Source organism: Paenibacillus macerans (genome assembly GCF_050565405.1).
In the GTDB taxonomy this organism is placed as follows: domain Bacteria; phylum Bacillota; class Bacilli; order Paenibacillales; family Paenibacillaceae; genus Fontibacillus; species Fontibacillus macerans_B.
In genome coordinates this window covers 1-21,315 of sequence record NZ_JBNYYG010000061.1, presented here as the reverse complement: position 1 = coordinate 21,315, position 21,315 = coordinate 1, and the positions used below count along the sequence as shown (strand labels likewise).

Sequence of the window (21,315 nt, the reverse complement as noted above, 5' to 3'; positions counted from 1 at the left end):
CCGCACCAAAAAGGACCTAGGGCTCTCAAGCCCAGGTCCTTTTTGGCGCCGACGGCCGCGTAAAGCGGCTTCCATTAACGGCTAAGTTGCTTGCTGCGCAGCTGTCCGCAGGCCGCGTCGATGTCCGCGCCGTGCTCCAGGCGGACGCTGACGCTGATGTCCTGCTTTTTCAGCACATCGTAAAAAGCCAGCACCGAATCCTGCTCGCTCCGCTGGTATTGGCTGTGCTCATCCACCGGATTGTACGGGATCAGGTTGACGTTCACGAACCGGTCGCCCAGCAGCTCCGCCAGCTCCAGGGCATGCTCTTTGCCGTCGTTGACGCCTTTAAGCAAGATATATTCGATCGTGAGCCGCCGGTTCGTTTTGTCGAGGTAATAGTCGATCGCCGCCATCAGATTCTCGATCGGGATGGCCCGATTGATCTTCATGATCCGCGTGCGTAGCTCATTGTTCGGCGCGTGCAGCGACACGGCCAGATTCACCTGCAGGCCGGAGTCGGCAAACTCGATGATTTTGTCCGCCAAGCCGCTGGTGGAAACGGTGATGTGCCGCGGGCCGATCGCCAGCCCTTTCGGATCCTGAATGACCCGCAGGAAGTCCGCCACGTTGTCGTAGTTGTCGAACGGCTCGCCGATGCCCATCACCACGAGGTGGGTCACCCGCTCCCCTTCCCCCTGCCGGTCCAGGTGCAGTTGCACCTTCATGACCTGCTCCACGATTTCCCCGCTCGTTAAATCGCGGCTCTTCTTCAGCAGCCCGCTGGCGCAAAAGCTGCAGCCGATGTTGCAGCCGACCTGCGTCGTGACGCAGACCGACAACCCGAATTTATGCCGCATCAGCACCGTTTCGATCAGATTGCCGTCCTGCAGGCGGAACAGGAACTTGATCGTCCCGTCGACGGACTCCTGACGCACATGCTCTTGCAGCGTTTCGACGGCAAAGCTTCGGTCAAGCAGGTCCAGGCATTCCGGATGAACGCCCTCCATCGCTGCGAATTCGGTAACCCGGCTGCGGTACAGTCCGTCCCAGACGAGCTCGGCCCGCCCCTTTTTATGTCCATGGTCCAGCAGCCAGGCGGCCAGCTGATCCCTCGTTAATCCATAAACCGATTGTTTATCCATGCGTATCCTCTTTCCAATCCTAACTTTAAATGCGTGTTAATATATGTTTGAAAAGTCGGCTTTTCAGCACCGAAGCTTTGGCTTCCGATGTGCGTTTTTGCAAATCGCTTGAGGTTGGATGAAGTCAGGGACGCCCGGTAGCGCGGCTGCGTAACGGACCGTAATGACCTTATTTGCCCATTTCCCGGCTATTTCCCGATGTAACGGACTCCAGCGATCTTATTTGGCTCCCACGGCGGCCAATTCGCCGCTTTTGACCGAAATAAGGTCTCCTCGGTCCGTTAGAATCGGAAACTACCCTAAAGCGGACCAATAGCGTTACTGGTGTCCGTTAGCTTACTTCGTGATCCAATGATGACTTTTTGAACAACCTCTAAAAATCATTCTTATATTATACATAATTCGCTCCACCCATTGCCACAGGTAAAAAAACGGATCCTGCGTGCCGCCTGCATCGCCGTTTTACACAGATCGGCTTCCTGGTTAAACGAGGGTTAACATTAGTGGCCTACAGTTAAAGTAAGTCTTTATCGGTCCGAAGCCGATAATGCGGCAACCGCCGCATTCTTCCGACGTTCCTCCATGCAACGTTCATTTCAAAATCCCCTAATCCTAACGGCCGGTCCAGGGCTCAAACTGGACTATGGTCGCAAGTCAAATCACGCCGCACGGCCGGTTTGGTCTACCCATGCATCCTATATACTAGATACCGAAGCGAATAAGCAGTACGGACCGTGCGTTTAAATTTCGGTGGAAAGGCGGGCATCTAGCCATGAAGAAAAACGTACACATCGTCATCCTGACCGCCGGATACGGCAACGGCCATATCCAGGTGGCGCGAACGTTGGAGCAAGCCTTTTACCGCTCGGGCGTCGGCTCGGTCAGCATCGTCGATTTGTACCGCGAGGCCCATCCGGGGATGAATTCCGTTTCCCGATACTTGTACTTGTACAGCCCGGTTTTCTCCGCATACGGCCTCGACTATTACGGCTGGAGTTATTATGCGACCCGGGACCTCGAGCAATCGAGCGCCTTGGCGAAATGGAGCAATTTGCTGGGCATGAAAAAAATGATGTCCATCCTGAAGAAGGAACGCCCGGACGCCATTATCAGCACCTTCCCTTTCGGCGGCGTTTCGGACCAGTTGAAGAAGCACGGCATCGATGTGCCTTTGTTCACCGTCGTGACCGATTTCAGCCTGCACAACCGCTGGCTGTTCACCTGCCCGGACCGTTTTTACGTGGCGACCGAGGACTTAAAGCGCGAAATGGTGCGGCGAGGCGTGCGGCCGAATACGATCACCGTCAGCGGGATTCCCGTCAGGGAGCCGTTCTATGAACGGGACGCTCCCGCCGAGATGCGGCAGCAGGCTCCTTCCGAAGCAGGCACCCGCTCCGTCCTGATCATGATGGGTGCCCATATCCCCCTGCCGGATATTCAGCTCATCGCCGCCAAGCTGCTTGCGCAGCCGGGCGTCCGGGTCGATATCGTCTGCGGGGGCAACGACAAGCTGAGGCGGCGCCTGGAACGCCGGTTCGCCGGACATTCCCGGCTTCGCCTGTTCGGTTACGTCGAAGCGATCCATGACCGCATGCGCCAGGCCTCCTGCATCATCACGAAGGCCGGCGGCATTACGTTGTCCGAGGCGATCCAGATTCGCACGCCGATCGTAATCTATAAGCCGTTCTCCGGACAGGAACGGGAGAACGCCCGTTACCTGGAACGCAAAGGGGCGGCCGCGATTGCCTCCTCCGCACGGGATCTGGTGGGACAAGTGCATGAAATCCTGTATTCCGAGGTGACGAGAAGCCGGATGCTTCAGCAATACGACGCATTGGCCGCAGGGCACGCGACCGACACGATTGTCCGGGATGTACTGCAAATGGCAGGCCGGCTGCCGGCCTTGGCCGACAGTCAATAAAGCAAGCCGTTCGGATTTGGCAAATACGAAACATAGGAGCCTTGCAAATCATGAAACGTTTAACTCAAGGTACGTTACGGAACCATATATCGCCTTCTTTTCTGCATTGCGCGGCCATTTTGTTCTTGACCGAAATCGCCCGCAGCGCCTTTCTGATCTCCTTCCTGCCCGCCTATGCCAAGGAGCGGCACATTACGCTGGCGGCGGTCGGCCTGGCCATCTCGGTGCATTATCTGGCCGACACGCTGATTAAGGTTATCGCCGGATATGTGCTGGACCGGTTCCCGGCGCGGCTGATTTTGAATATTTTCCTCATGCTCGGATTGCTCGGGCTGTTCGTCTCCTACGGCGTCAGCGCCCCGTGGGCGATCATCCTCGGAGCCGGGCTGATCGGGATCGGGGTCTCGCCCGTTTGGCTGCTGTGCCTTTCCGAGATCCGGGAGGACAGCCGCGGCTCGCAGATGGGATCGATATACACGATTTGGCTGGTTTCGCTGGGGCTTGGACCGGTGGCCGTCAATTTTCTGATCGACCGCAGCTATGCCTTGTCGTTCTGGCTGCTCGCCGGGTGCTGGTCCGCCGGATGGCTGCTGGCCGCCTTCAAGGGAGTCGATTTCCCTTCCCGGCGCTTGCATGCGGACGCGGTTCCGTTTAAACAGCAAATGCTGCAGATTCGGTACAAGCTGGGGCAGATGAAGCCGCTCGTGCCCGGGATGATCGTGCAGACGCTGGCCGCAGGCCTGCTGGTACCCGTCCTCCCGAGCTTCGCCTCCGAATATTTGGCGCTCGACTATTCGGGATATTCGATCGTGTTGATGGCCGGTGGCTTGATGACCGTGCTGCTCCTGATTCCGATGGGCAGGCTGGCCGATAAATGGGGCCATAAGTGGCTGCTCATCGCCGGTTTTGGCGCTTTAGCCGTCTGCCTGGGACTGCTGATCTATTCCCGGCAAATGTTCAGCACGATGCTGCTTGCCGTCTGTCTTGGCGCGGCTTACGCCGCCGTGCTGCCGGCATGGAACGCGATCCTCTCCTACTTCGTTCCCGCCGAGCAGAAAGCGACCGGCTGGGGCGTCCTCTCCGGCATCGAGGGCATTGGCGTTATCCTCGGCCCGATCCTGGGCGGCTGGATGGCCGAGAGCTTCGACGAAACCGTGACGGTGGGGATCAGCGCAATACTGTTGTTTTTCATCATGTTGTTCTACTGGATTCGGCCGGTGCGCCAGCACAAACCGGGCCAAGGCGGGCAGTCGCTGGGTCAGCAGCAGTAAGCTGGTTTGTCGGGGAGCAAAACATTTATTTTTTCCATGGGAGTGGAGTGGTCCAAAATGAGACATCGTTATTTCCTTAGACTGCGCGAGTATGACGATCGTTTGTTCCTCTGGTGCAATCATTCGCTTAGCCATCCGGTGTTGGACCGGATACTGAAGGGGCTGACCCATTTTGGGAGCGCCGCTTTTACAATCGCCTTCACGATTTCGGTGATCCTCCTCGCGTCGGGGCCCTTACAGCGAGCAGGCTGGCTCAGCCTGATTGCCTTGACGCTCAGCCATCTGCTGGCGGTCCTGATCAAAAAACGGTTCCAGCGTACCCGGCCATACGAGGCCCTGCAGCAAGCGAGAATCTCGATTCATCCGCTCAAGGACTACTCTTTTCCTTCCGGGCATACGACGGCGGCCTTCTCTGCCTTCATCCCGTTCCTGTTCGCCGCTCCCGCTCTTGCCCAACTGCTGCTGCCGTTGGCTTGCGTCGTCGGCCTGTCGCGGATTTACCTCGGCGTCCACTACCCCTCCGACGTGCTGGCCGGCGGCCTTGTCGGCTCGGTAACCGCGCTGCTGGTTGTCTTGTTCGCCGGGATTGCGTAGGAACGGGCAAGGCAGCGAGCTGACATGGAAGCTGGATGCTTCCCTGTTGACCGAACAGGGCAGAACAGACGGTCAGTGCAGGGCAGCGGGGGACAGCGGAGGTAGCGTTCTGACAGAACGGAAAGTCCTGACGGGACGCCGAAGCTGGTAATTGGCAGGCTGAGCAGCTCTGACGGGATGCCGAAGCCTGGAAGTCTGTACCAGACGGGACCGAACCGATCCCCTGGGTCTCCTCGGCAAAATGTTGTATTCCATACAACATTCTGAGTCTTCAAAGGCAGCCCTAGGCCAAATTGATGTATTCCGTGCAACATTTTTGAGCAAAAGTGGCCTTCTCCGCCGAAATTGTTGCACGAAATGCAACATTTGCACAACTATGGACCAAAACTCCAGAAATTGTTGTACGTTTTACAACATTTCTTTACGCACGACGCAAGAGAAGCATCTACTAAAACGCATGACGCCCCACCCCGGCCATCCTGCCAAACCAGCCGCCGGAGTAAATGATATGAACCAAAAACGAGGGAAAGAGGGAATTCCGATGCAAGCCGGTACCATGATTAAGCAAGCCATCCAATGGGTTTGGATGGGCTGGGAGCGGGTGTTCGAGCTGTTCAGCCGCCTGCGCTCCCAATACGCCGGAGAATTCGGCATCTGCAAAATGTTCGTGACCAAATATCGCGGAAAGGGCATGCAATGCGAAGACGGCACGTGGATCCATGACGGCGATTGGATCGGAGAGCTGCATCTGGACAATCGAAAAATCCTCGCCATGCTACAATCCAACGAAGCCAACCGCGTCGCCTTGATGATTGCCCGCCTCACCAGAAGCGCCATGCAGCAAATTTGCGCCGAAATGCAAAGAAACCCGCAGCTCAGCCAGGTTAAGGCGCTGCAGGGCATCACTTTGCTGCACCGTGGCATCACGCACGGACTTGGCTTCGAAACGCATCACGTCGAGCAAGGCACGTTCCGCGCGTTGACGACCTCCTATCTGCGGCTGCTGCTAACCGTCTTCCATCCGAGCAACCGAAAGCGGATCACCGGCCATACGGAAAAGCTGATCCCGATGAAGCTGGTCATGACCCGCTCGTCGCTAATCCGCCGGTTCGGGGTGGAGAAAGCGGTCGTATAAGAGGCCCGGGGACACCCCAACAATTCAGCAAAACCAGAGCAGCATGTCATCTAACGAACCGTCAGCCTTCCGGCGATTGTTAATGCCGCCCTACGGACCGGTTTTCATCCAGCGGTACCGGTGTAAAAAGAACCCCTATCCAGATCAAAGCCGCACGTTCGCCTTGGATAGGGGTTTGGGGCTTGGGTTCTATCGTGAACTGAATTCTAACGGACCCCAGCGCCGTTATTTAGCGGATTCTGGTGGTTTTTACAATGTAACGGAAACCACAGACCTTATTCGGCGTTGTTAGGCACGTATCCGCTCTTTTTCGAGCCAATAACGGCTCCCCTGTCCGTTAAATTTTAGAACGGCGTTTCATTCGGCAAATAAGGTCTTTCCGATCCGTTAGCCTTCTTGCTTCATGCAATCCGTTTGCCTTCGCCCCTGTTTACGTTAACGGATGACTCGCCCGCCAAGGATCTGTCATGCAGCTCACGAGGCGCTGGACCAACAATGACAAAGGTTTATACGAAAAATCGTATAAAAACCTCAAAAACAGGGCGATTTATATGAATTTGTATGATTCTTCATACAAAAAGTCTCAATGGACAACGGTCAGGGTGCATTCTGTACGATATTTCGCAACCTTCGTTCTGAAAGCGGGGCTTTGGGCAACCTGTTATACGAAATTTCATCCAGCGTATTCAACATCGCCACTGCTGTAGAGCCTTTCGCTGAAACCTTGGATGGTTTACGTTCAAGGAACCGGTTACTTCCGATAAAGCAAGCCCAAGCTAGGCCTTCACCTTAAACTTGCTCAGCACCTGCTGCAGCTCGCCGGATACTTTCGACAGCGAGGCGCACGACGCATTGATGTCCGCGATGGCCGACAGCTGATTGGCCGAGGCGGCGGTCACCTCCCGTGAAGCGTCGCCTGCGCTCTGGGCGATATCGGCGATGACGTGGACGGAAGCCGTGACCTCCTCGATGCCGGCGGACATCTGCTGGGCCGTGGCGGCGAGCTGCTCGATCTGGTCGGCGATCTGACCGCTCGAGGCGGCGATGCCGGCAAAGCTGCGATCCGTTTCCTGCGACAACGCGAGTCCCGCCTCAACCTCCCCGATCACGCGATCCATCGCTTCCAAGGACTGCTTGATGTCCGTATCGATCTCCGCCATGACCTCGGCGATCCGCTCCGACGAAGCCTCCGACTGCTCGGCCAGCTTGCGGACCTCGGAGGCGACCACGGCGAAGCCGCGTCCCTCCTCGCCGGCGCGCGCCGCCTCGATCGAAGCGTTGAGCGCCAGCAGGTTGGTCTGGCGGGAAATGCCCTGAATCGCCTCTACCATCAAGGCGATTTCCTGCGACTTCTCGTTCAGCAGGCGGATCAGCGAACCGCTGGCCTGCACGGACCGGTCGATGGAGCCCATCTGCTCCACCGTCCGGCGAACCTGCTCCCCGCCGGAGGCAGCCTGCTGTCGCGATTGTCCCGCCAGTTCGGCGGCGCCGGCCGCATGCTCGGCGATATTCTGCACGCCGATGGCGATTTCCTCCATCGCCCGGGCATTCTCCGCCGTGCTCATCGTTTGGCTCTCCGCCCCTGCGACAACCTGTTCGATCGAGGCCGCGATCCGGGCGGAATCGGCATTGGTTTGCTCCGCGACCAGATGCAGCTTTCGGGTGGCCTCGGCGACCTTGTCCGAGGCGAGCAGTCCCTGCTGAACGAGCTGCTGCAGGTTGGCCCCCATTCGGTTGTAGCCCACGCCCAGCCGCCCGATGTCATCGCGCGAGCTGTCGCGGATCGCCGCCGTAAAATCGCCGGCACCGGCTTGTTCCATCGCCTCGGCCACCCGGCCGATCCGTTTTTTCATGCCGCGCATATATCCCAGAATCAGCACGATGGAAATCACCAGCGCGGCAACCAAGACGACGGCGAAGTGTTGGATAAACGTCCCGCGAATGGTATCCATTAAGTGCTGCGGCGCCCCTACATACAGGATGCCGATGACCTCGCCGCTTTCGGATGTGATCGGTCCGTAAGCGGCCTGATACGTTTGGCCGACGACCACGGCCTCCCCGTAGTAGCTGTTGCCGCCTTTCAGGACGATATCGGCCACCTGATCGGACACTTTTGTGCCTACCGCCCGTTCACCCTCTGTTAAGACGTTGGTCGACACGCGCGTATCGCCTTGGAAAATCGTAACCGTGTCCTCCGTCAGTTCCCCGATCTCATCCACGAATTCGAAATTCCCGTTCATGACCGTGTCGCCTTTGTATAACTGTTCCCCTTCAACACGCCAAGCACCGGGATACCTACTATCCAGGTAGCGGCTCACCAATTCCAGATCGCCTTTCGCTTTGGCGGTGGCGAACGTTTTGATTCCACTCTCCATCTGTTCGATCGCTACCCCGCCGATGGCGGCCGCCACAACCACCAGAATACCGATGATCATCAAGCTAATTTTCGTCCCGATGCTTCGAATGCGCATGCTTTCTGCCCCCCAAGATATTATGATTTCATCATAATGGCAGATATCCAAATTTTGTAGCAAAAGAAAGCCCAGCGCCCCCAAGATTTAGGGGCCTGGGCCACTTTTATTTGCAGCTAATCGACGTACCCGGCAAGACCTTTTTCCATGTAATAATCCATTTCCAAATCGAGGATCGTTTCCACCGTCAACTCGTCCAGCTTCACGTCGTTGCGGCCTAACACATAATCGACCAACTCGTCGCCGTCGATTTCGACCTCGTCCTTAGCGCCTTGCTGTGCCCGGTTGATGAAATCCGCCTCATGCTTCAGCACCAGCCGGATGCTCTCCGGATCGGCCTTCGACTTGCCGGCGATATACTGGACAAGCTCCTGTTCATTCACCTGATCGCTCACTTCAATTCAACTCCTGTCTTCTCGAATCCAACGTTGTCATTGTAGCCCATTCCCTTAGTCTATCTTGTAAACATAAATTTTAGTCCGGTACAGGTCCCGGCAGGCCACCACCTTGTCCGCCCGCCAACCGGGGAGAGCGAAACAGATGCTGACGACCCGCGATCCCGAGGCTAACTTCTCGCGAAAAAGCGGATCCAGCCGCTTCATCGCGCCCGGATATAAATAGCAAACGACCCATGCCGCGGTTTCATAGGGATAGGCGTACAGATCGCCCCGAAGCAGCTCCAAGTTCCGGCAGCCGCTCATCCCCGCAGCCAAGCGCGAAAACAACCACGGGATTCCCGAATTTTCGATCCCCGTCACCCGCCGTTCCGGCAGCGCCCTGGCGATGTCCAACGCAAGCGTGCCCCAGCCGGATCCGGCCTCGACGATGGCTCCGGACCGGGGACTCGCCCGGTATTCGGCCCCGGCCGTGGCCTTGTCCCGTATTACCATCATCCGCCGGAGCTCGGCTATCGCCGCCTTGCGAACCGCCGCCGAGCTAGGCATCGGCGAGATCCCGTTCCGCCAGCTTCGGTACACGATCGCCAGCACGGCCAGCAGAACGACGATGAGACCTATGGCGGACAGCATCTGACCGGGGGTTATACGCATACGTGGTTGCTCCTTTAGCCGCAGGATGAATTCTTCTTAAATATAAGCCGCCTACTTCTATTCTTTCTTTAGGTCAACTTATATAGCTTACCAGAATCTATCGATTTTATCAGGATCCCCCCGCACCTTGCGCAATTACCCTCCAGTTCCTGTCGCAGGAAGCTTGGATCGTACCATATTTCATAATGTACTCCGCCACCAGCTCCGCCATATCGGTCTGGATTTCCTTGATCACCGGTTTGCCCCGGTACATCTCGTAATCCCCGCCCCCGCCGGCGCGGTAATTGTTCATGACGACGTCGACCTCCGCCTCGTCCTCCAGCGCGGCGCCGTTCCGGTTCAGCTTGACGACCCGCTGCCCCACGGGCCTGGCGACGTCCAGCTCATATTCGATGCCCTCCCACATGTCATAGTTATAATGCTGCGCTTTGGGCTCCACGTAGGCCGGATTAATGCTGATTTCGCCGCCCGGTCCCGCGTTAAAATACTGGGCCGTCTGCTCCAGCGCTTCCCGAATGTCCCGTCCGGTTAACCGCAGGACCGCGAGGGTGTTCGGATACATAAAATTCGTCAACACGTCGCGCATCGTAACGCTGCCGCGAAAGCCCCCGGATTCCTCGTTCAGCAAAGCCGCATTCGATACGTCCACGCCGGCTGCTTCCATCTGCACCCGACTGACGAATTCCATGAACGGATGGTCGGCCAAGCGGCAGGCCAGCGGACTGCTGATGCTCATCTCGCCGTTCACTTTGCCGATCGGCTGGTCCAGCCAGGCCTGCGTGTCCGCTTCCATGGAACGGACCAACTCGAGCACCTTGGCGTCGGCCGCAACCGTTTCATCGGGTACGAGCAGATCGGCTTGCTTGTCCACGATGGTCCACGAACCGTTCTCTCCCCGATGGAAGCGAACGGCGATCTTCCCCAGGGCTTGTCCATGGCAGCCGGGCTGAATCACCGTTACCCCGCCGGTCTCTCCGGCGATCATCCGGTGCTGATGCCCCGTGACCAGCACGTCGATGCCGGGTACCTCCATGCACATGGCGTACCCCTGATTCTCGCCGGTCAATCGCTCGGTCGGCTCTCCCGTCCGCAAATCCCGCTCGAACCCGCCGTGATAACAGACCACCATTAAATCGGGCCGCTCCGCCTCGCGAATGCGGGGAACCCAGGTTTTCGCCGTCTCCAGCGCGTCCCGGAACGCCCAGCCGGCGATATGCCGCGGGTGCTCCCAATGCGGGATGTAATGGGTCGTAACGCCCAGAATAGCCACCTTGACTCCTTGCTTGGTCGTCGTCGCCCAATACGGTTTGCCGAACGCAGGCTCCCCCCGCTCCGCATCCTCGATTCCCGCCGAGAGCCAAGGAAACCGCGAATCCTCCATGACTTTATCCAGCAGGCCCTGCCCGTAATTGAATTCATGGTTGCCCGGCACCGCCGCATCATAGCCCATGTCGTTCATGGCGCGGATCGCGGGGTGCGTTTCCCCGCTGCGGTTTTTTACATAGAAAGAACAAAGCGGCGTCCCCTGTATCACGTCCCCGTTATCCACCAGCAGCAGATCCGGCGTTTGCTCGCGTTCGCGCCGAATCATCGCGGCCAGCTTGGCCAAGCCCAATGGCCGCTCCGCAGGCGTGCGGTAATCCGTCGGATATACGGAACCGTGAATGTCGCTGGTGATCAGAATCTCGCAGGTCGCTTCTGCCGGATGCACCGCGTTTATTTGCCCCAGGTTTGCGTTCAAGTTCATGTACAGTCCACCTTTTGTCCTGAATTTACGCATTACTTCCATTCTAGCAACGATATTCGCGATTTATGTAAAAATTCCGAATTTGCAAATTTAACAAAACCTGTCCTCTCGCCTGACGGCACGTTAATAAAACTCTTTTATAGTAATCAAGGAATCATTAAAAATGAGAATATGTGGAGGTCATACGAATTGAAAAAGATTACCAAGTTCATTTTACCCTTGTTCTTGACGTTCTCCGTCGTCCTGAGCGCCTGCGGAAACAACGCTCCGGCGAACACCAGCGGAAACGCCTCCGCCGAGGGCGGCCAAACGAACGCAACCGCAGCGAATGCGAGTGCCGACACGGCTAACGCTGCGGAAACGCCTGCCGACGCCGGTTACGTACCCGAAACATTGACCGTGCAATTCGTACCTTCGCAAAATGCCGATACACTCGAAGCCAAAGCCAAACCGCTGGAGAAGCTGCTGTCCGACCGTCTGGGCATTCCGGTTAAAGTCAGCGTATCGACCGACTACAATACGATTATCGAAGCGATGGCTTCCAAGCAAGTCGACGTCGGCTTCCTGCCTCCGACCGCTTATGTACTGGCGAAGGACAAAGGCGCGGCCGAGGTCATTTTGCAGGCGCAGCGTTTTGGGGTGCAGGACGAGACCGGCGCTCCAACGGATCAACTGGTCGATTTCTACAAATCGATGATTATTGTTAAGAAGGACTCCGATATCAAGTCGGTCGCAGATCTGAAAGGCAAAAAAATCGCCTACCAGAACGTAACTTCTTCCGCCGGATATGTATGGCCTGCCGCAAAGCTTCAGGAAGCCGGCCTGGATCCGCTATCCGACGTTGAACCGATTACGGTCAAAGGCCATGACCAAGGCGTCATCGCGGTTTTGAACGGTGACGTAGATGCAGCCGCCATCTTCCAGGACGCGCGCAACACCGTCGTCAAGGATTATCCGAAAGTATTCGAAGATACGCGCGTATTGGCCTTTACCGAGCCGATTCCGAACGATACGATCTCCGTTCGTTCCGACATGAACGCCGAATGGGTGCAAAAGCTGAAAGACGCGTTCATTGAAATCGGCAAAGACGCCGAGGGGCATCAAATCATCGCCGATATTTATACGCATGAAGGCTACGTGGAATCCAACGACAGCGTGTTCGATATCGTTCGCGAATACAACGAGAAAGTCAAAACCGAGTAGTTCACGAATCAAAAAAACGCAGCAACCCAACATTTCGCCAACTCCCATTTCATATGCTGCAGAGATCACTAGAAAGCGGCATGATAGATTGATGCAGGCCAGTTCGGAGTGCCCCCGCTCTCCGGGCTGGCTGTGCGTTTTTTCCAGATAAATCGTAGACAAAGGGTGGTCCTGACGTGATAGAACTTCGCAACGTATCCAAAACATACCTGAACGGCACCAAGGGGCTCGATCAAATCAACCTGAAGATCGGCAAAGGCGAATTCGTGGCCATCGTCGGGCTGTCGGGCGCCGGCAAGTCGACGCTGCTGCGGTCCATGAACCGGCTGCACGACATCTCCGAAGGCGATATCCTGATCGACGGCCAGTCGATCACGAAGGCCTCCGGCAAGGGGCTGCGGACGATTCGCCGCGACATCGGCATGATCTTCCAAAGCTTCAATCTCGTGAAGCGTTCCTCCGTGCTGCGCAACGTGCTGGCCGGCCGGGTCGGTTACCACTCCACCCTGCGCACGCTGTTCGGCCGGTTTCCGGCGGAGGACCTCGAGCTGGCTTTTCAGGCGCTGGATCGGGTGAATATCGTGGAAAAAGCGTACGCCCGGGCCGATGAGCTCTCCGGCGGCCAGCAGCAGCGGGTGGCGATCGCCCGGGTGCTGGCCCAGGAGGCCAAAATCATCCTTGCCGATGAACCGGTCGCCTCGCTCGATCCCCTGACGACCAAGCAGGTCATGGACGATTTGAAGCGCATCAATGTCGAACTCGGCATTACGACGATCGTCAACCTGCACTTTATCGATCTGGCTCGTCAGTACGCGACCCGGATCATCGGATTGCGAGCCGGCCAAGTCGTATTCGACGGCCCCGTATCGGAAGCGACCGACGAGCGGTTCGCGGATATCTACGGCCGGGCGATCGATCGCGAGGAGCTGCTGGCCAGCCGGCTTCCGGGGCCGCAAGTACTGGAGGCGCAGACCTGATGAGCGCACATCCGCAAGCCAACGTCAAGGCCGGCTCGAACCCGAATCGCCCCCAAGCGCCCAGCAAGCTCAAGCACTATTTGACCGCCGTGATCATCCTGCTGCTATTGTGGGGCAGCAGCGTAAACACGGAGGCCACGCTTGGCAAGCTGGTCCAAGGCGCGCCCAACATGCTCGACCTGCTGCGGGAAATGTTCCCGCCGAAGTGGAGCTATTTCGACAACATCGTCCCGGCGATGCTGGAGACGATTCGCATGGCGCTCATCGGTACGACCTTCGGCTCGATCCTCGCCGTTCCGGTGGCGCTGCTCTGCGCCGCCAACCTCAGCCGCAGCGCGTGGATTTACCAGCCAGTCCGCTTTCTTCTGAACCTGGTGCGGACGATCCCCGACCTGCTGCTGGCGGCGTTATTCGTCGCCATCTTCGGGCTTGGCCCGCTGCCCGGGATGCTTGCGCTGACCGTCTTTTCGTTTGGCCTGGTCGCCAAACTGTCGTACGAGGCGCTGGAGACGATCGACCGCGGGCCGCTGGAGGCGATGACGTCCGTCGGAGCGACGCCGGTTCAGCGCATCGTGTTCGGCGTCGTGCCGCAAATTCAGGCGCACTTCATTTCGTACGTGCTGTATACGTTCGAAATCAACGTCCGCGCCGCGGCGGTGCTTGGCCTGGTCGGGGCAGGAGGGATTGGTCACTATTACGAGGTAACCTTGGGATTCTTGGAATATGATAAAACGTGCATGATTATTCTGTTTACTTTGGCGGTCGTATTGCTGATCGATTATGCAAGCACCAAACTGCGGGAGAAACTGTTATGACGACAAACGCGAATACATGGCAACGCAAAATACCCAAACCGAAAAAAAACCGTTATCGCTGGCTGATTTACCTGCTGCTGGTTCTCATTTATATCTGGGCGTTCGCCGGGATCCCTTTTGACGGCATCAAGGAAACCGCCGGCCAAATCACGAGGTCGATCTTCTCCGGCCTGTTCTCGCCCGATTGGGACTACGTCTATTTGCCGGATGGCGAGGATCTCCTGCGGGGACTGCTCGATACGTTGACCATCTCGATTCTGGGCACCTTCATTTCCACGCTGGTCTGCATCCCGTTCGCCTTCTGGTCGGCGGTTAACATGAGCCGGACCCGCTGGGTTTCCGGTCCGGGCAAAATGCTGCTCAGCTTTATCCGAACCTTCCCCGAGATCGTCATGGCGCTCTTGTTTATCAAGGCCGTCGGTCCCAATGCCTTTGCCGGCGCGCTGGCGCTCGGGCTGCATTCGGTCGGGATGCTGGGCAAGCTGTTTGCCGACGAGATCGAGAACATGGATAAAGGACCGACCGAAGCGCTGATTGCCGCAGGAGCGAACCGTTTGCAAATCTTGTGGTTCGCCGTGCTGCCGCAGGTGCTTCCGGGGTTCCTGTCGTACACCCTGTACCGGTTCGAAATCAATCTCCGCTCCGCGACCATTCTCGGGGTCATCGGAGCCGGAGGCATCGGCACCCCTTTGATCTTCGCCTTAAGCTCGCGGGACTGGGACCGCGTCGGGATCATTTTGCTGGGCATCATCGTGATGATTACGATCCTGGATCTGATTTCCGGAGCTTTGCGCAAAAAACTCGTATAATCAAAAGAAACCTCCACGCCCTTGATTACGGGTGGGAGGTTTCTTTTGCGTTGCCCGGTATTTACACTCTCGCCTCTGCGCCAAGCAGCTCGCGAATCTGTCCTTCGATTTTCTCCGGTTCGTCCGCCGGCCCAAACCGTTTCACGACTTTGCCGCTGCGGTCGACCAGGAATTTGGTGAAGTTCCATTTGATCAGCTTGGAGCCCAGCACGCCCGGAGCTTCCTTCGTCAGTAGCTGGAACAGCGGGTGGGCGGTTTTCCCGTTTACGTCGATTTTGGAAAACAGCGGAAACGAAACCCCGAAATTCAGCTCGCAAGCTTGCGCCACTTCCTCATCCGTCCCCAGCTCCTGATTGGCGAATTGCCCGGAGGGGAAGCCGAGCACGGAGAATCCCCGGTCTTTGTAAGTGTCGTGCAGCTTTTGCAGGCCTTTGAATTGGGGGGCGAACCCGCATTTGGTCGCCGTGTTGACGATCAGCAGCACCTGGCCGCGATACGGCTCCAACGTTTGCTCCAAGCCCCGAATCGTTTTGACCTCAATATCGTATAAAGACATCAACCGATACCTCCTGCGCCTCATTAAATTTAGTGTAATCTAATTGTATACAATTGGTATAACGATGTCAATTCCGAATCCACTTTACTTGCCATGTGAACAAATGCTATAATGACTCAACAACGAAACGAATTGCATACAATTAAATGGCAGGTGAGAACATGAATACCGATGAATTGATGAAACTCGATAATCAGCTGTGCTTCGCTTTTTATACGTGCTCCCGGGAGATCATGAAGCTATATCGGCCTCTGTTGTCCCAGTTCGGGCTCACTTATACGCAGTATATTACGCTGCTCTCCTTATGGGAGCGGGACGGCGTGACCGTCAAGGAGCTGGGGGCGGAGCTGTTCCTGGATTCCGGCACGCTGACGCCGCTGCTCAAAAAACTCGAAAATATGAACCTCCTTACGAGAACCCGCGATAAATCCGATGAACGCAACGTGATCATCGAGCTGACCGAAGAGGGCCGGGCTTTGCGGGAAAAGGCCTGCAGCGTGCCCATGCAGCTGTTTGCCGGGACCGAGGTCAACATGGACGATATCACCGCGATGCATGGGCAGATCAATGATTTCCTGCGCAAAATCGGCGGTGCTTCCGCCCAGCCTGAATAAGATGCCCCGAATCCTCCATAATAGGGAAGTGTACCCGAGAAACCTATGGAGGAGAGTCACGCATGCTGGAAAATCTCGAAAGCAACTACGACTGCGCCCGCGCCGGAGAGGATTTGCATCAGCTGAAGCAGGAGTTGGCCTCGATGCGCGGTTTGGGCAAGGAAGATCCGGAAACGCAGGAGCAGATCAACCGGCTCGAAAATCAAATTTCGTTCATTATGAACAAATGCGACATTCACCATTAGGATGTGAAAAACCCCCGTCTCGCCGCGGCAAATCGCCCGGGAACGGGTGTTTTTTATCGGGTAAATCGAGGCTTTCCGCTATCCTAGCGTTTCCCCGGCATGCCGAATTATTGCGGGAACTGCTTCACGATGCCTTCGGCCAGCACGTCCGCCAGCCGGATCAAATGGTCCTCGCCTTCGTCGAAAACGCGAATATCCGCCTGCCAATCCTTGTTCAAGCGCGCATTCAGGTTCTCGGCGACCAAGTCCAGGTGGCGGTCCAGCAACGCCTTCAGTTCGGTGAACGACCAGGCCGGATTGGCCTTGCTCAAAAAGGTAGCGATATCCTCGGCGTTGCGGTACCAGTCCGTTTTGTATTTGTCCGCATCTTCCCGATGCCCCTTCTGGACCGCTTCCTTCAGCTTGCCGGCTATCAAGATATGCTCCCGCAGCAGCTCCGCAAGCTTGTTGCCTGCCTCCTCTCCGTAATACGGCTTCACCGCGTCTCCGATGTCCTGCTGGTTTTTTAGCAGCCGGGCCAACACCGGTTCGCTGTCCTCCAATCCGGCAATACTGCTGACGAGGGAAGTTCTCGCCCAATACCCATGGTCGATCCACAGCTTGCGCATTTGCGCTCTCAACCGTTCCGCTGCGGGATCGCAAGCGGATTTTTTGACGGCTGCCTGCGCCGGTTCCGGCGTATGGACCGAGTCTATCGCTTCTTGCTGCCGTACGTGCACGGGGCCGCCATGGCCTGCAGCCTCAGTGCGCATGACCCAAGGTCCCGCTAACATCAGCAGGGGCAAGCACAACCACATCATGGTTCGAAATGTCCATATCATCATATCTTCTCCTTTTTGGGCATAAATGGCAGGGGCCATTTTTTATTATGGTTGGAAAATTCGATTTCATTCCTTTTCCCTGTTGGCTTGTCCTAGTAAAATAAAACTACAATTCGCCACCCTATCAGGAGAGCAGGTGACTCCCATCGTTGATCTGAACGAACTCGCCGGGCAATTCGCTGCCGGCGCCTTAACGATTCACGGCACGTATCTATCAAGCCTGGAGCCCGGGCATTACGACGGCCATTCGCCGGACCGACCCACCCCGTATGCCGGTTTCGTGTTCGCCCTGCGGGGGCAAGCCAAGTTCGCGTTAAACGGCACCCCTTACGAGCTGGTTCCCGGCATCATCGTGCATGGCGCCAAAAACATGACGCTCCAGCTCGACCTAGATCCTTCCGGTTTCGAGTACGCTTTGATTCACTATTCGCTGGAACTGCCGGCCGGCAATACCGCGGCATACCATGAAACGCACTACGGCTTGGAAACCGGAGAAAATCCGCATATCGTGGAGATGCTGCGTTTGCTGCATGCCGCGATGACGACGCCGGGTATGCTGCAAGCGGTCCGCGCCAAGGAGTTGTTCTACGGCACGGTATACGAAATCGTGAGCTGTGCCCGCAGCCGCCAGAATATCGAGAGCCGCAGCACCGTCGAGCATGCCCTGGAATACATCCATGAGCACTACATGGAATCGCTCAATCTGAAGAAATTAGCCGGCTTATACGATATGGACGTCAAAAAATTCGCGTATTGGTTTCATAAATACATCGGCCTGTTCCCGATCGATTATGTCATCCGGCACCGGATGGCCAGAGCCCGCCAGCTGCTTGCGACCAGCCGCTGCAGCATCAGCGATATCGCGGAGAGCGTCGGTTACGTCGATGCCCATTATTTCAGCAGGCTGTTTCGAAAGCATATCGGCTGCTCCCCAAGCGAATTTCGCGACCGATCCGGAAATCATCCACCTGTCCTTTGACAATTGTCTATTCTCAAGCCCACCCGGTTTTGATTATAATTTGATTTGAAAATGAAAATCATTATCAATATACATCGAAGTGGAGGAACGGCAATTGTTGTTATCTTACAAGAAATGGGGATTTCTTCCCCTCATCGTGATTTTATTATTGGCCATGACGGCGGCGGCGTGCGGGACGGCTTCTCCGTCCAATGCGGGCAGCAACGGAACGGAGGCAACGGACAATGCGGGCGCTGCCGGGAACGCGGGTACGGGCGCTGCCGCTGCGAACAATGGCGGTTCGGGGACGTCCTCCGGCGACGCGGCGGCGACTGCGAGCTTCCCGATCACGATCAAGCACGACAAAGGCGAAACGGTGCTGAACGAAAAACCGAAGAAGGTCGCCATCACCTATTTCCCGTATGCCGACCATCTGTTTGCAATCGGGGAGCAGGACGTCGTGGCCGGGGTCGTGGGCCTGAAATCTTTGCAGAATTTCCCCGTCTATGACGAGTTTACGAAGCAAGGGAACATTGCCGACTTGGGCGACACGGCCAGTATGGAGAGCATCTTGGCGCTGGACCCGGACGTCATCATTGCCTGGGAGGACGATGAGAAAATCGACGACCAGTTGGCCAAAATCGCCCCGACCGTGTTGATCCGCCAATCCGAAAACTGGCAGGACACCATTGCGAAGATAGCGGCGGTGATCGGTGAGGAAGCCAAAGCCGAACAGTATATAGCCGACTACAATGCGAAGCTGGACGAATTGGCGGCGAAAATGGACGCGACCGGCGCAAAAGGGAAAACGGCCATCTTCATGATGACCTGGGGCAAAGGCTTCAACTATTACGGCGGCGTGCGGATGGAGCCCTACTATGACCGCCTGGGCTTCGCCAAATTCGACGGGATGGAGGATTGGGCGGAAATCAGCCTGGAAGGCGTGGCCGGCATCGATCCCGATTATATTTTCCTCGGGGAGGATTTCACCGGGGCCGCGGAGCTCACCCTGGACGAGCTTAGCAAAAATCCGGTCTGGAACGGGCTGAAGGCGGTCAAAAACGGCAACCTGCACGTGATCGATACGGAGATCGTCGGACCCTTGGCGATGGGCCAATCGAAAGGCCTCGGCGTCATCGAGCAAATCATGCAGAAATAGTCGCTTGGCGACTGCGGGCAGCGGGTTCGGGTTCGGCCCGGCCGAGTCCTTGCCGTCCCTTACGGGACGGATCTCAAAAGTTTAGGCGATCCGCCGATTCTCGAGCCCTAACGGACCCTAGTGACCTTATTTTCGAATTTTCGGCATCTTTTCATAGCTAACGGACTCCAGCGTCCTTATTTGCGCTTTTGGCTGCTTGATCGGCCGAATTCGAGCAAATAAGGGCGCTCCAGTCCGTTATTTTCATAAATCCGCCTTTTTGCGCAACATAGCGCCTCCTGTGTCCGTTAGCCGTTTTTGCAGCGTAGTCGCCAAACTTGCACGTTTCGTCCCCCTGCCTAAGCGGTCCAAGGTCAGGCACCGCAAATCCGCATCGGCTGCGGGAAACTTTATGATAGCTGGGTGCCCGAAGTTATGTTACGATTTGGCTGTCGGCCTTTTTCACCCATCGTGACACCGGGAGGATATTCCTTGAAAGCACAATTGCAAACTCATACGGAACCCAAAGCCGCTTCCGCGAAGCGGAATTATATGTTTCAACTGCTTACCGTCTTTATCGGATTCTTGATCTTCGGCTTCTCGGAAAATATCAAAGGACCCGCCATTCCGCGCATCCAAACGGACTTCGGCATCGACGAGATGCAGATCGGCACGCTCCTTTCGCTTAATTCGCTGGGTTATTTGCTGGCCTGCTCGTTTACGGCGTACCTGACCCGCAAATGGGGAGCCAAAGCGGTGACGCTGATCGCCTTCGGATCGATGACCGTGTCCGGGCTGTTCATCTTTGCCTCGCGCAGCTTTCCGGCCTTGTCGGGCTCCTATTTCCTGATGTACATCGGCAACGGGATGCTGGAGATCGCACTGGCCATATTGGCCGCCCGCATCTTCGTCGGCAATACCGGAACGATGATGAACCTCGCCCATTTCTTCTACGGGTTGAGCTCGACCGTAGCCCCGATGATTGCATCCGGGCTGATGACGGTTTCGATCGGCGGCCATATCCTCGACTGGCGCGGCATGTACCTGATCATGCTGACGCTGGCGATCATTCCGATGATTCCGGCGCTGCTCAGCCGCTTTCCCGGGGAAGAAGAGCAAGGCGGCGAGCGGATGCCGATGAAGCAGCTCATGCGCGACCCGGCCATCTGGCTGATCGTGCTGGTGCTGTCGTTTGGCGTCATCTCGGAGATGGCCGTCGGCGGCTGGCTGGTCAACTTCTTGGAGAAAGCCTACGGCTGGAGCACCGCCGGCGCTTCCGGCATGCTGTCGGCGTTCTTCCTCTGCTTCACGTTCGCGCGGTTGGTGCTCGGCCCGATCACGGATAAAATCGGCTTTACGTTATCGCTGATCCTATTCTCCGGCGTTTCGGGCCTATGCACCCTGATCGGCATCTGGGCCGGCGAGCCCGGCGCGTTCCTGTTCGCGGCCGCCGGCATCGGCATCGCCCCGATCTACCCGACCGTCATGGCGCTCATCGCCCAAAAATACCGCTCCGCCAGCGACGCCGCCATCACCTTCATCGTCACCTTGATGGGGGTCGGCAGCGTGATCGGCAACTATTTGATCGGCGCGATCATCGATGGAATCAAGGAGCTGTTCTCCGGCGGCGGCGATACCGGGCTCGGACTACTGCGCGGCTTGCAGGCGGGGTACGCCTTTATCGGCGTATGCGCTCTGCTGTGCGCCTTGGCCAGCGGGGTCTTGTACGCTTATTTGCGGAAGCGGAACGAGCTGTTGTAACCTGGGAGGCCAGTGCACCTTAATCGGATAGGAGGCTACCCATTAATTGAGTAGCCGACCTTCCACACCACCGTGCATACCGTTCGGTACACGGCGGTTCAATCGC

The 21,315-nt window shown here is 56.9% G+C and carries 20 protein-coding genes; 13 read left to right on the top strand and 7 right to left on the bottom strand.

The features are described from left to right. Positions 1 to 74: 74 nt before the first annotated feature. Entirely contained in the window at positions 75 to 1,124 is a 1,050-nt protein-coding gene (gene rlmN, locus ACQ4N8_RS23855; RefSeq protein ID WP_430706849.1) for a 23S rRNA (adenine(2503)-C(2))-methyltransferase RlmN, read from the bottom strand. Positions 1,125 to 1,896: 772 nt separating this feature from the next. On the opposite strand from rlmN, the gene ACQ4N8_RS23850 reads away from it, so the two are divergent. The 4 genes from ACQ4N8_RS23850 (at position 1,897) to ACQ4N8_RS23835 (ending at position 6,045) form a co-directional block, all read left to right on the top strand. Beyond that, positions 1,897 to 3,045, top strand: a complete 1,149-nt coding sequence (locus ACQ4N8_RS23850; RefSeq protein WP_430706848.1) for an MGDG synthase family glycosyltransferase — start codon at positions 1,897 to 1,899, stop codon at positions 3,043 to 3,045. 50 nt (positions 3,046 to 3,095) lie between these two features. Continuing rightward, on the top strand, positions 3,096 to 4,316 hold the full coding sequence (locus ACQ4N8_RS23845) for an MFS transporter (RefSeq protein ID WP_430706847.1): 1,221 nt from the start codon (positions 3,096 to 3,098) through the stop codon (positions 4,314 to 4,316). Between the two features lie 57 nt (positions 4,317 to 4,373). After that, complete coding sequence (locus ACQ4N8_RS23840; RefSeq protein WP_430706846.1) at positions 4,374 to 4,910, top strand: phosphatase PAP2 family protein; 537 nt, start codon at positions 4,374 to 4,376, stop codon at positions 4,908 to 4,910. A gap of 508 nt (positions 4,911 to 5,418) precedes the next feature. Continuing rightward, the gene (locus tag ACQ4N8_RS23835) at positions 5,419 to 6,045 is read left to right on the top strand and encodes a YkoP family protein (RefSeq protein WP_430706845.1); all 627 of its coding nucleotides are present in this window, start codon (positions 5,419 to 5,421) and stop codon (positions 6,043 to 6,045) included. Positions 6,046 to 6,821: 776 nt separating this feature from the next. Here ACQ4N8_RS23835 and ACQ4N8_RS23830 read toward each other — a convergent pair. The 4 genes from ACQ4N8_RS23830 to ACQ4N8_RS23815 all read right to left on the bottom strand — a co-directional run bounded on the left by ACQ4N8_RS23830 (position 6,822) and on the right by ACQ4N8_RS23815 (position 11,312). Further along, positions 6,822 to 8,516 carry a methyl-accepting chemotaxis protein gene (locus ACQ4N8_RS23830; RefSeq protein WP_430706844.1) on the bottom strand — a complete coding sequence of 565 codons (1,695 nt, stop codon included), beginning with the start codon at positions 8,514 to 8,516 and terminating at the stop codon, positions 6,822 to 6,824. A 116-nt stretch (positions 8,517 to 8,632) separates the two neighbouring features. Then, the gene (locus ACQ4N8_RS23825) at positions 8,633 to 8,911 is read right to left on the bottom strand and encodes a hypothetical protein (protein ID WP_430706843.1); all 279 of its coding nucleotides are present in this window, start codon (positions 8,909 to 8,911) and stop codon (positions 8,633 to 8,635) included. Between the two features lie 54 nt (positions 8,912 to 8,965). Beyond that, positions 8,966 to 9,565 carry a class I SAM-dependent methyltransferase gene (locus tag ACQ4N8_RS23820; RefSeq protein WP_430706842.1) on the bottom strand — a complete coding sequence of 200 codons (600 nt, stop codon included), beginning with the start codon at positions 9,563 to 9,565 and terminating at the stop codon, positions 8,966 to 8,968. A gap of 109 nt (positions 9,566 to 9,674) precedes the next feature. Then, complete coding sequence (locus ACQ4N8_RS23815; protein WP_430706841.1) at positions 9,675 to 11,312, bottom strand: bifunctional metallophosphatase/5'-nucleotidase; 1,638 nt, start codon at positions 11,310 to 11,312, stop codon at positions 9,675 to 9,677. Positions 11,313 to 11,501: 189 nt separating this feature from the next. On the opposite strand from ACQ4N8_RS23815, the gene ACQ4N8_RS23810 reads away from it, so the two are divergent. The 4 genes from ACQ4N8_RS23810 to phnE (ACQ4N8_RS23795) all read left to right on the top strand — a co-directional run bounded on the left by ACQ4N8_RS23810 (position 11,502) and on the right by phnE (ACQ4N8_RS23795) (position 15,116). Continuing rightward, positions 11,502 to 12,515, top strand: a complete 1,014-nt coding sequence (locus ACQ4N8_RS23810) for a phosphate/phosphite/phosphonate ABC transporter substrate-binding protein (protein ID WP_430706840.1) — start codon at positions 11,502 to 11,504, stop codon at positions 12,513 to 12,515. 176 nt (positions 12,516 to 12,691) lie between these two features. Beyond that, positions 12,692 to 13,492 (top strand): phosphonate ABC transporter ATP-binding protein, encoded by an 801-nt coding sequence (phnC, locus tag ACQ4N8_RS23805; RefSeq protein WP_430706839.1) that lies wholly within the window; start codon positions 12,692 to 12,694, stop codon positions 13,490 to 13,492. Next, a complete protein-coding gene (gene phnE, locus ACQ4N8_RS23800) occupies positions 13,492 to 14,307 on the top strand; it encodes a phosphonate ABC transporter, permease protein PhnE (RefSeq protein ID WP_430706838.1) in 816 nt (271 codons plus the stop codon). The genes phnC and phnE (ACQ4N8_RS23800) overlap by 1 nt, the downstream gene beginning before the upstream one ends. Further along, positions 14,304 to 15,116, top strand: coding sequence for a phosphonate ABC transporter, permease protein PhnE (gene phnE, locus ACQ4N8_RS23795; RefSeq protein WP_430706837.1), 813 nt, complete (start codon positions 14,304 to 14,306; stop codon positions 15,114 to 15,116). The genes phnE (ACQ4N8_RS23800) and phnE (ACQ4N8_RS23795) overlap by 4 nt, the downstream gene beginning before the upstream one ends. 61 nt (positions 15,117 to 15,177) lie before the next feature. Here phnE (ACQ4N8_RS23795) and ACQ4N8_RS23790 read toward each other — a convergent pair whose 3' ends face one another. After that, a complete protein-coding gene (locus tag ACQ4N8_RS23790) occupies positions 15,178 to 15,672 on the bottom strand; it encodes a glutathione peroxidase (protein WP_430706836.1) in 495 nt (164 codons plus the stop codon). 161 nt (positions 15,673 to 15,833) lie between these two features. Here ACQ4N8_RS23790 and ACQ4N8_RS23785 point away from each other — a divergent pair, with 161 nt between their 5' ends. Together ACQ4N8_RS23785 and ACQ4N8_RS23780 are read left to right on the top strand one after the other, a co-directional pair. After that, entirely contained in the window at positions 15,834 to 16,286 is a 453-nt protein-coding gene (locus tag ACQ4N8_RS23785) for a MarR family winged helix-turn-helix transcriptional regulator (protein ID WP_430706835.1), read from the top strand. Positions 16,287 to 16,348: 62 nt separating this feature from the next. Next, complete coding sequence (locus ACQ4N8_RS23780; protein WP_430706834.1) at positions 16,349 to 16,531, top strand: DUF2524 domain-containing protein; 183 nt, start codon at positions 16,349 to 16,351, stop codon at positions 16,529 to 16,531. Positions 16,532 to 16,638: 107 nt separating this feature from the next. Here ACQ4N8_RS23780 and ACQ4N8_RS23775 read toward each other — a convergent pair whose 3' ends face one another. Further along, on the bottom strand, positions 16,639 to 17,352 hold the full coding sequence (locus tag ACQ4N8_RS23775) for a glycosyltransferase (RefSeq protein ID WP_430706833.1): 714 nt from the start codon (positions 17,350 to 17,352) through the stop codon (positions 16,639 to 16,641). 136 nt (positions 17,353 to 17,488) lie between these two features. Between ACQ4N8_RS23775 and ACQ4N8_RS23770 the strand changes: the two genes are divergently transcribed. The 3 genes from ACQ4N8_RS23770 (at position 17,489) to ACQ4N8_RS23760 (ending at position 21,209) form a co-directional block, all read left to right on the top strand. Next, entirely contained in the window at positions 17,489 to 18,331 is an 843-nt protein-coding gene (locus tag ACQ4N8_RS23770) for a helix-turn-helix domain-containing protein (protein WP_430706832.1), read from the top strand. A 94-nt stretch (positions 18,332 to 18,425) separates the two neighbouring features. Further along, positions 18,426 to 19,469, top strand: a complete 1,044-nt coding sequence (locus tag ACQ4N8_RS23765; RefSeq protein ID WP_430706831.1) for an ABC transporter substrate-binding protein — start codon at positions 18,426 to 18,428, stop codon at positions 19,467 to 19,469. A 471-nt stretch (positions 19,470 to 19,940) separates the two neighbouring features. Continuing rightward, a complete protein-coding gene (locus tag ACQ4N8_RS23760; protein ID WP_430706830.1) occupies positions 19,941 to 21,209 on the top strand; it encodes an MFS transporter in 1,269 nt (422 codons plus the stop codon). Positions 21,210 to 21,315 lie beyond the last annotated feature (106 nt).

Bases quoted from the DNA above. Each gene is read 5' to 3' on its own strand.
- rlmN (WP_430706849.1), bottom strand. From the start codon at position 1,124: ATGGATAAACAATCGGTTTATGGATTAACGAGGGATCAGCTGGCCGCC.
- phnE (WP_430706838.1), top strand. From the start codon at position 13,492: ATGAGCGCACATCCGCAAGCCAACGTCAAGGCCGGCTCGAACCCGAAT.
- ACQ4N8_RS23780 (WP_430706834.1), top strand. From the start codon at position 16,349: ATGCTGGAAAATCTCGAAAGCAACTACGACTGCGCCCGCGCCGGAGAG.
- ACQ4N8_RS23850 (WP_430706848.1), top strand. From the start codon at position 1,897: ATGAAGAAAAACGTACACATCGTCATCCTGACCGCCGGATACGGCAAC.
- ACQ4N8_RS23845 (WP_430706847.1), top strand. From the start codon at position 3,096: ATGAAACGTTTAACTCAAGGTACGTTACGGAACCATATATCGCCTTCT.
- phnE (WP_430706837.1), top strand. From the start codon at position 14,304: ATGACGACAAACGCGAATACATGGCAACGCAAAATACCCAAACCGAAA.
- ACQ4N8_RS23775 (WP_430706833.1), bottom strand. From the start codon at position 17,352: ATGATATGGACATTTCGAACCATGATGTGGTTGTGCTTGCCCCTGCTG.
- ACQ4N8_RS23785 (WP_430706835.1), top strand. From the start codon at position 15,834: ATGAATACCGATGAATTGATGAAACTCGATAATCAGCTGTGCTTCGCT.
- ACQ4N8_RS23815 (WP_430706841.1), bottom strand. From the start codon at position 11,312: ATGAACTTGAACGCAAACCTGGGGCAAATAAACGCGGTGCATCCGGCA.
- ACQ4N8_RS23790 (WP_430706836.1), bottom strand. From the start codon at position 15,672: ATGTCTTTATACGATATTGAGGTCAAAACGATTCGGGGCTTGGAGCAA.
- ACQ4N8_RS23840 (WP_430706846.1), top strand. From the start codon at position 4,374: ATGAGACATCGTTATTTCCTTAGACTGCGCGAGTATGACGATCGTTTG.
- ACQ4N8_RS23835 (WP_430706845.1), top strand. From the start codon at position 5,419: ATGAACCAAAAACGAGGGAAAGAGGGAATTCCGATGCAAGCCGGTACC.
- ACQ4N8_RS23830 (WP_430706844.1), bottom strand. From the start codon at position 8,516: ATGCGCATTCGAAGCATCGGGACGAAAATTAGCTTGATGATCATCGGT.
- ACQ4N8_RS23820 (WP_430706842.1), bottom strand. From the start codon at position 9,565: ATGCGTATAACCCCCGGTCAGATGCTGTCCGCCATAGGTCTCATCGTC.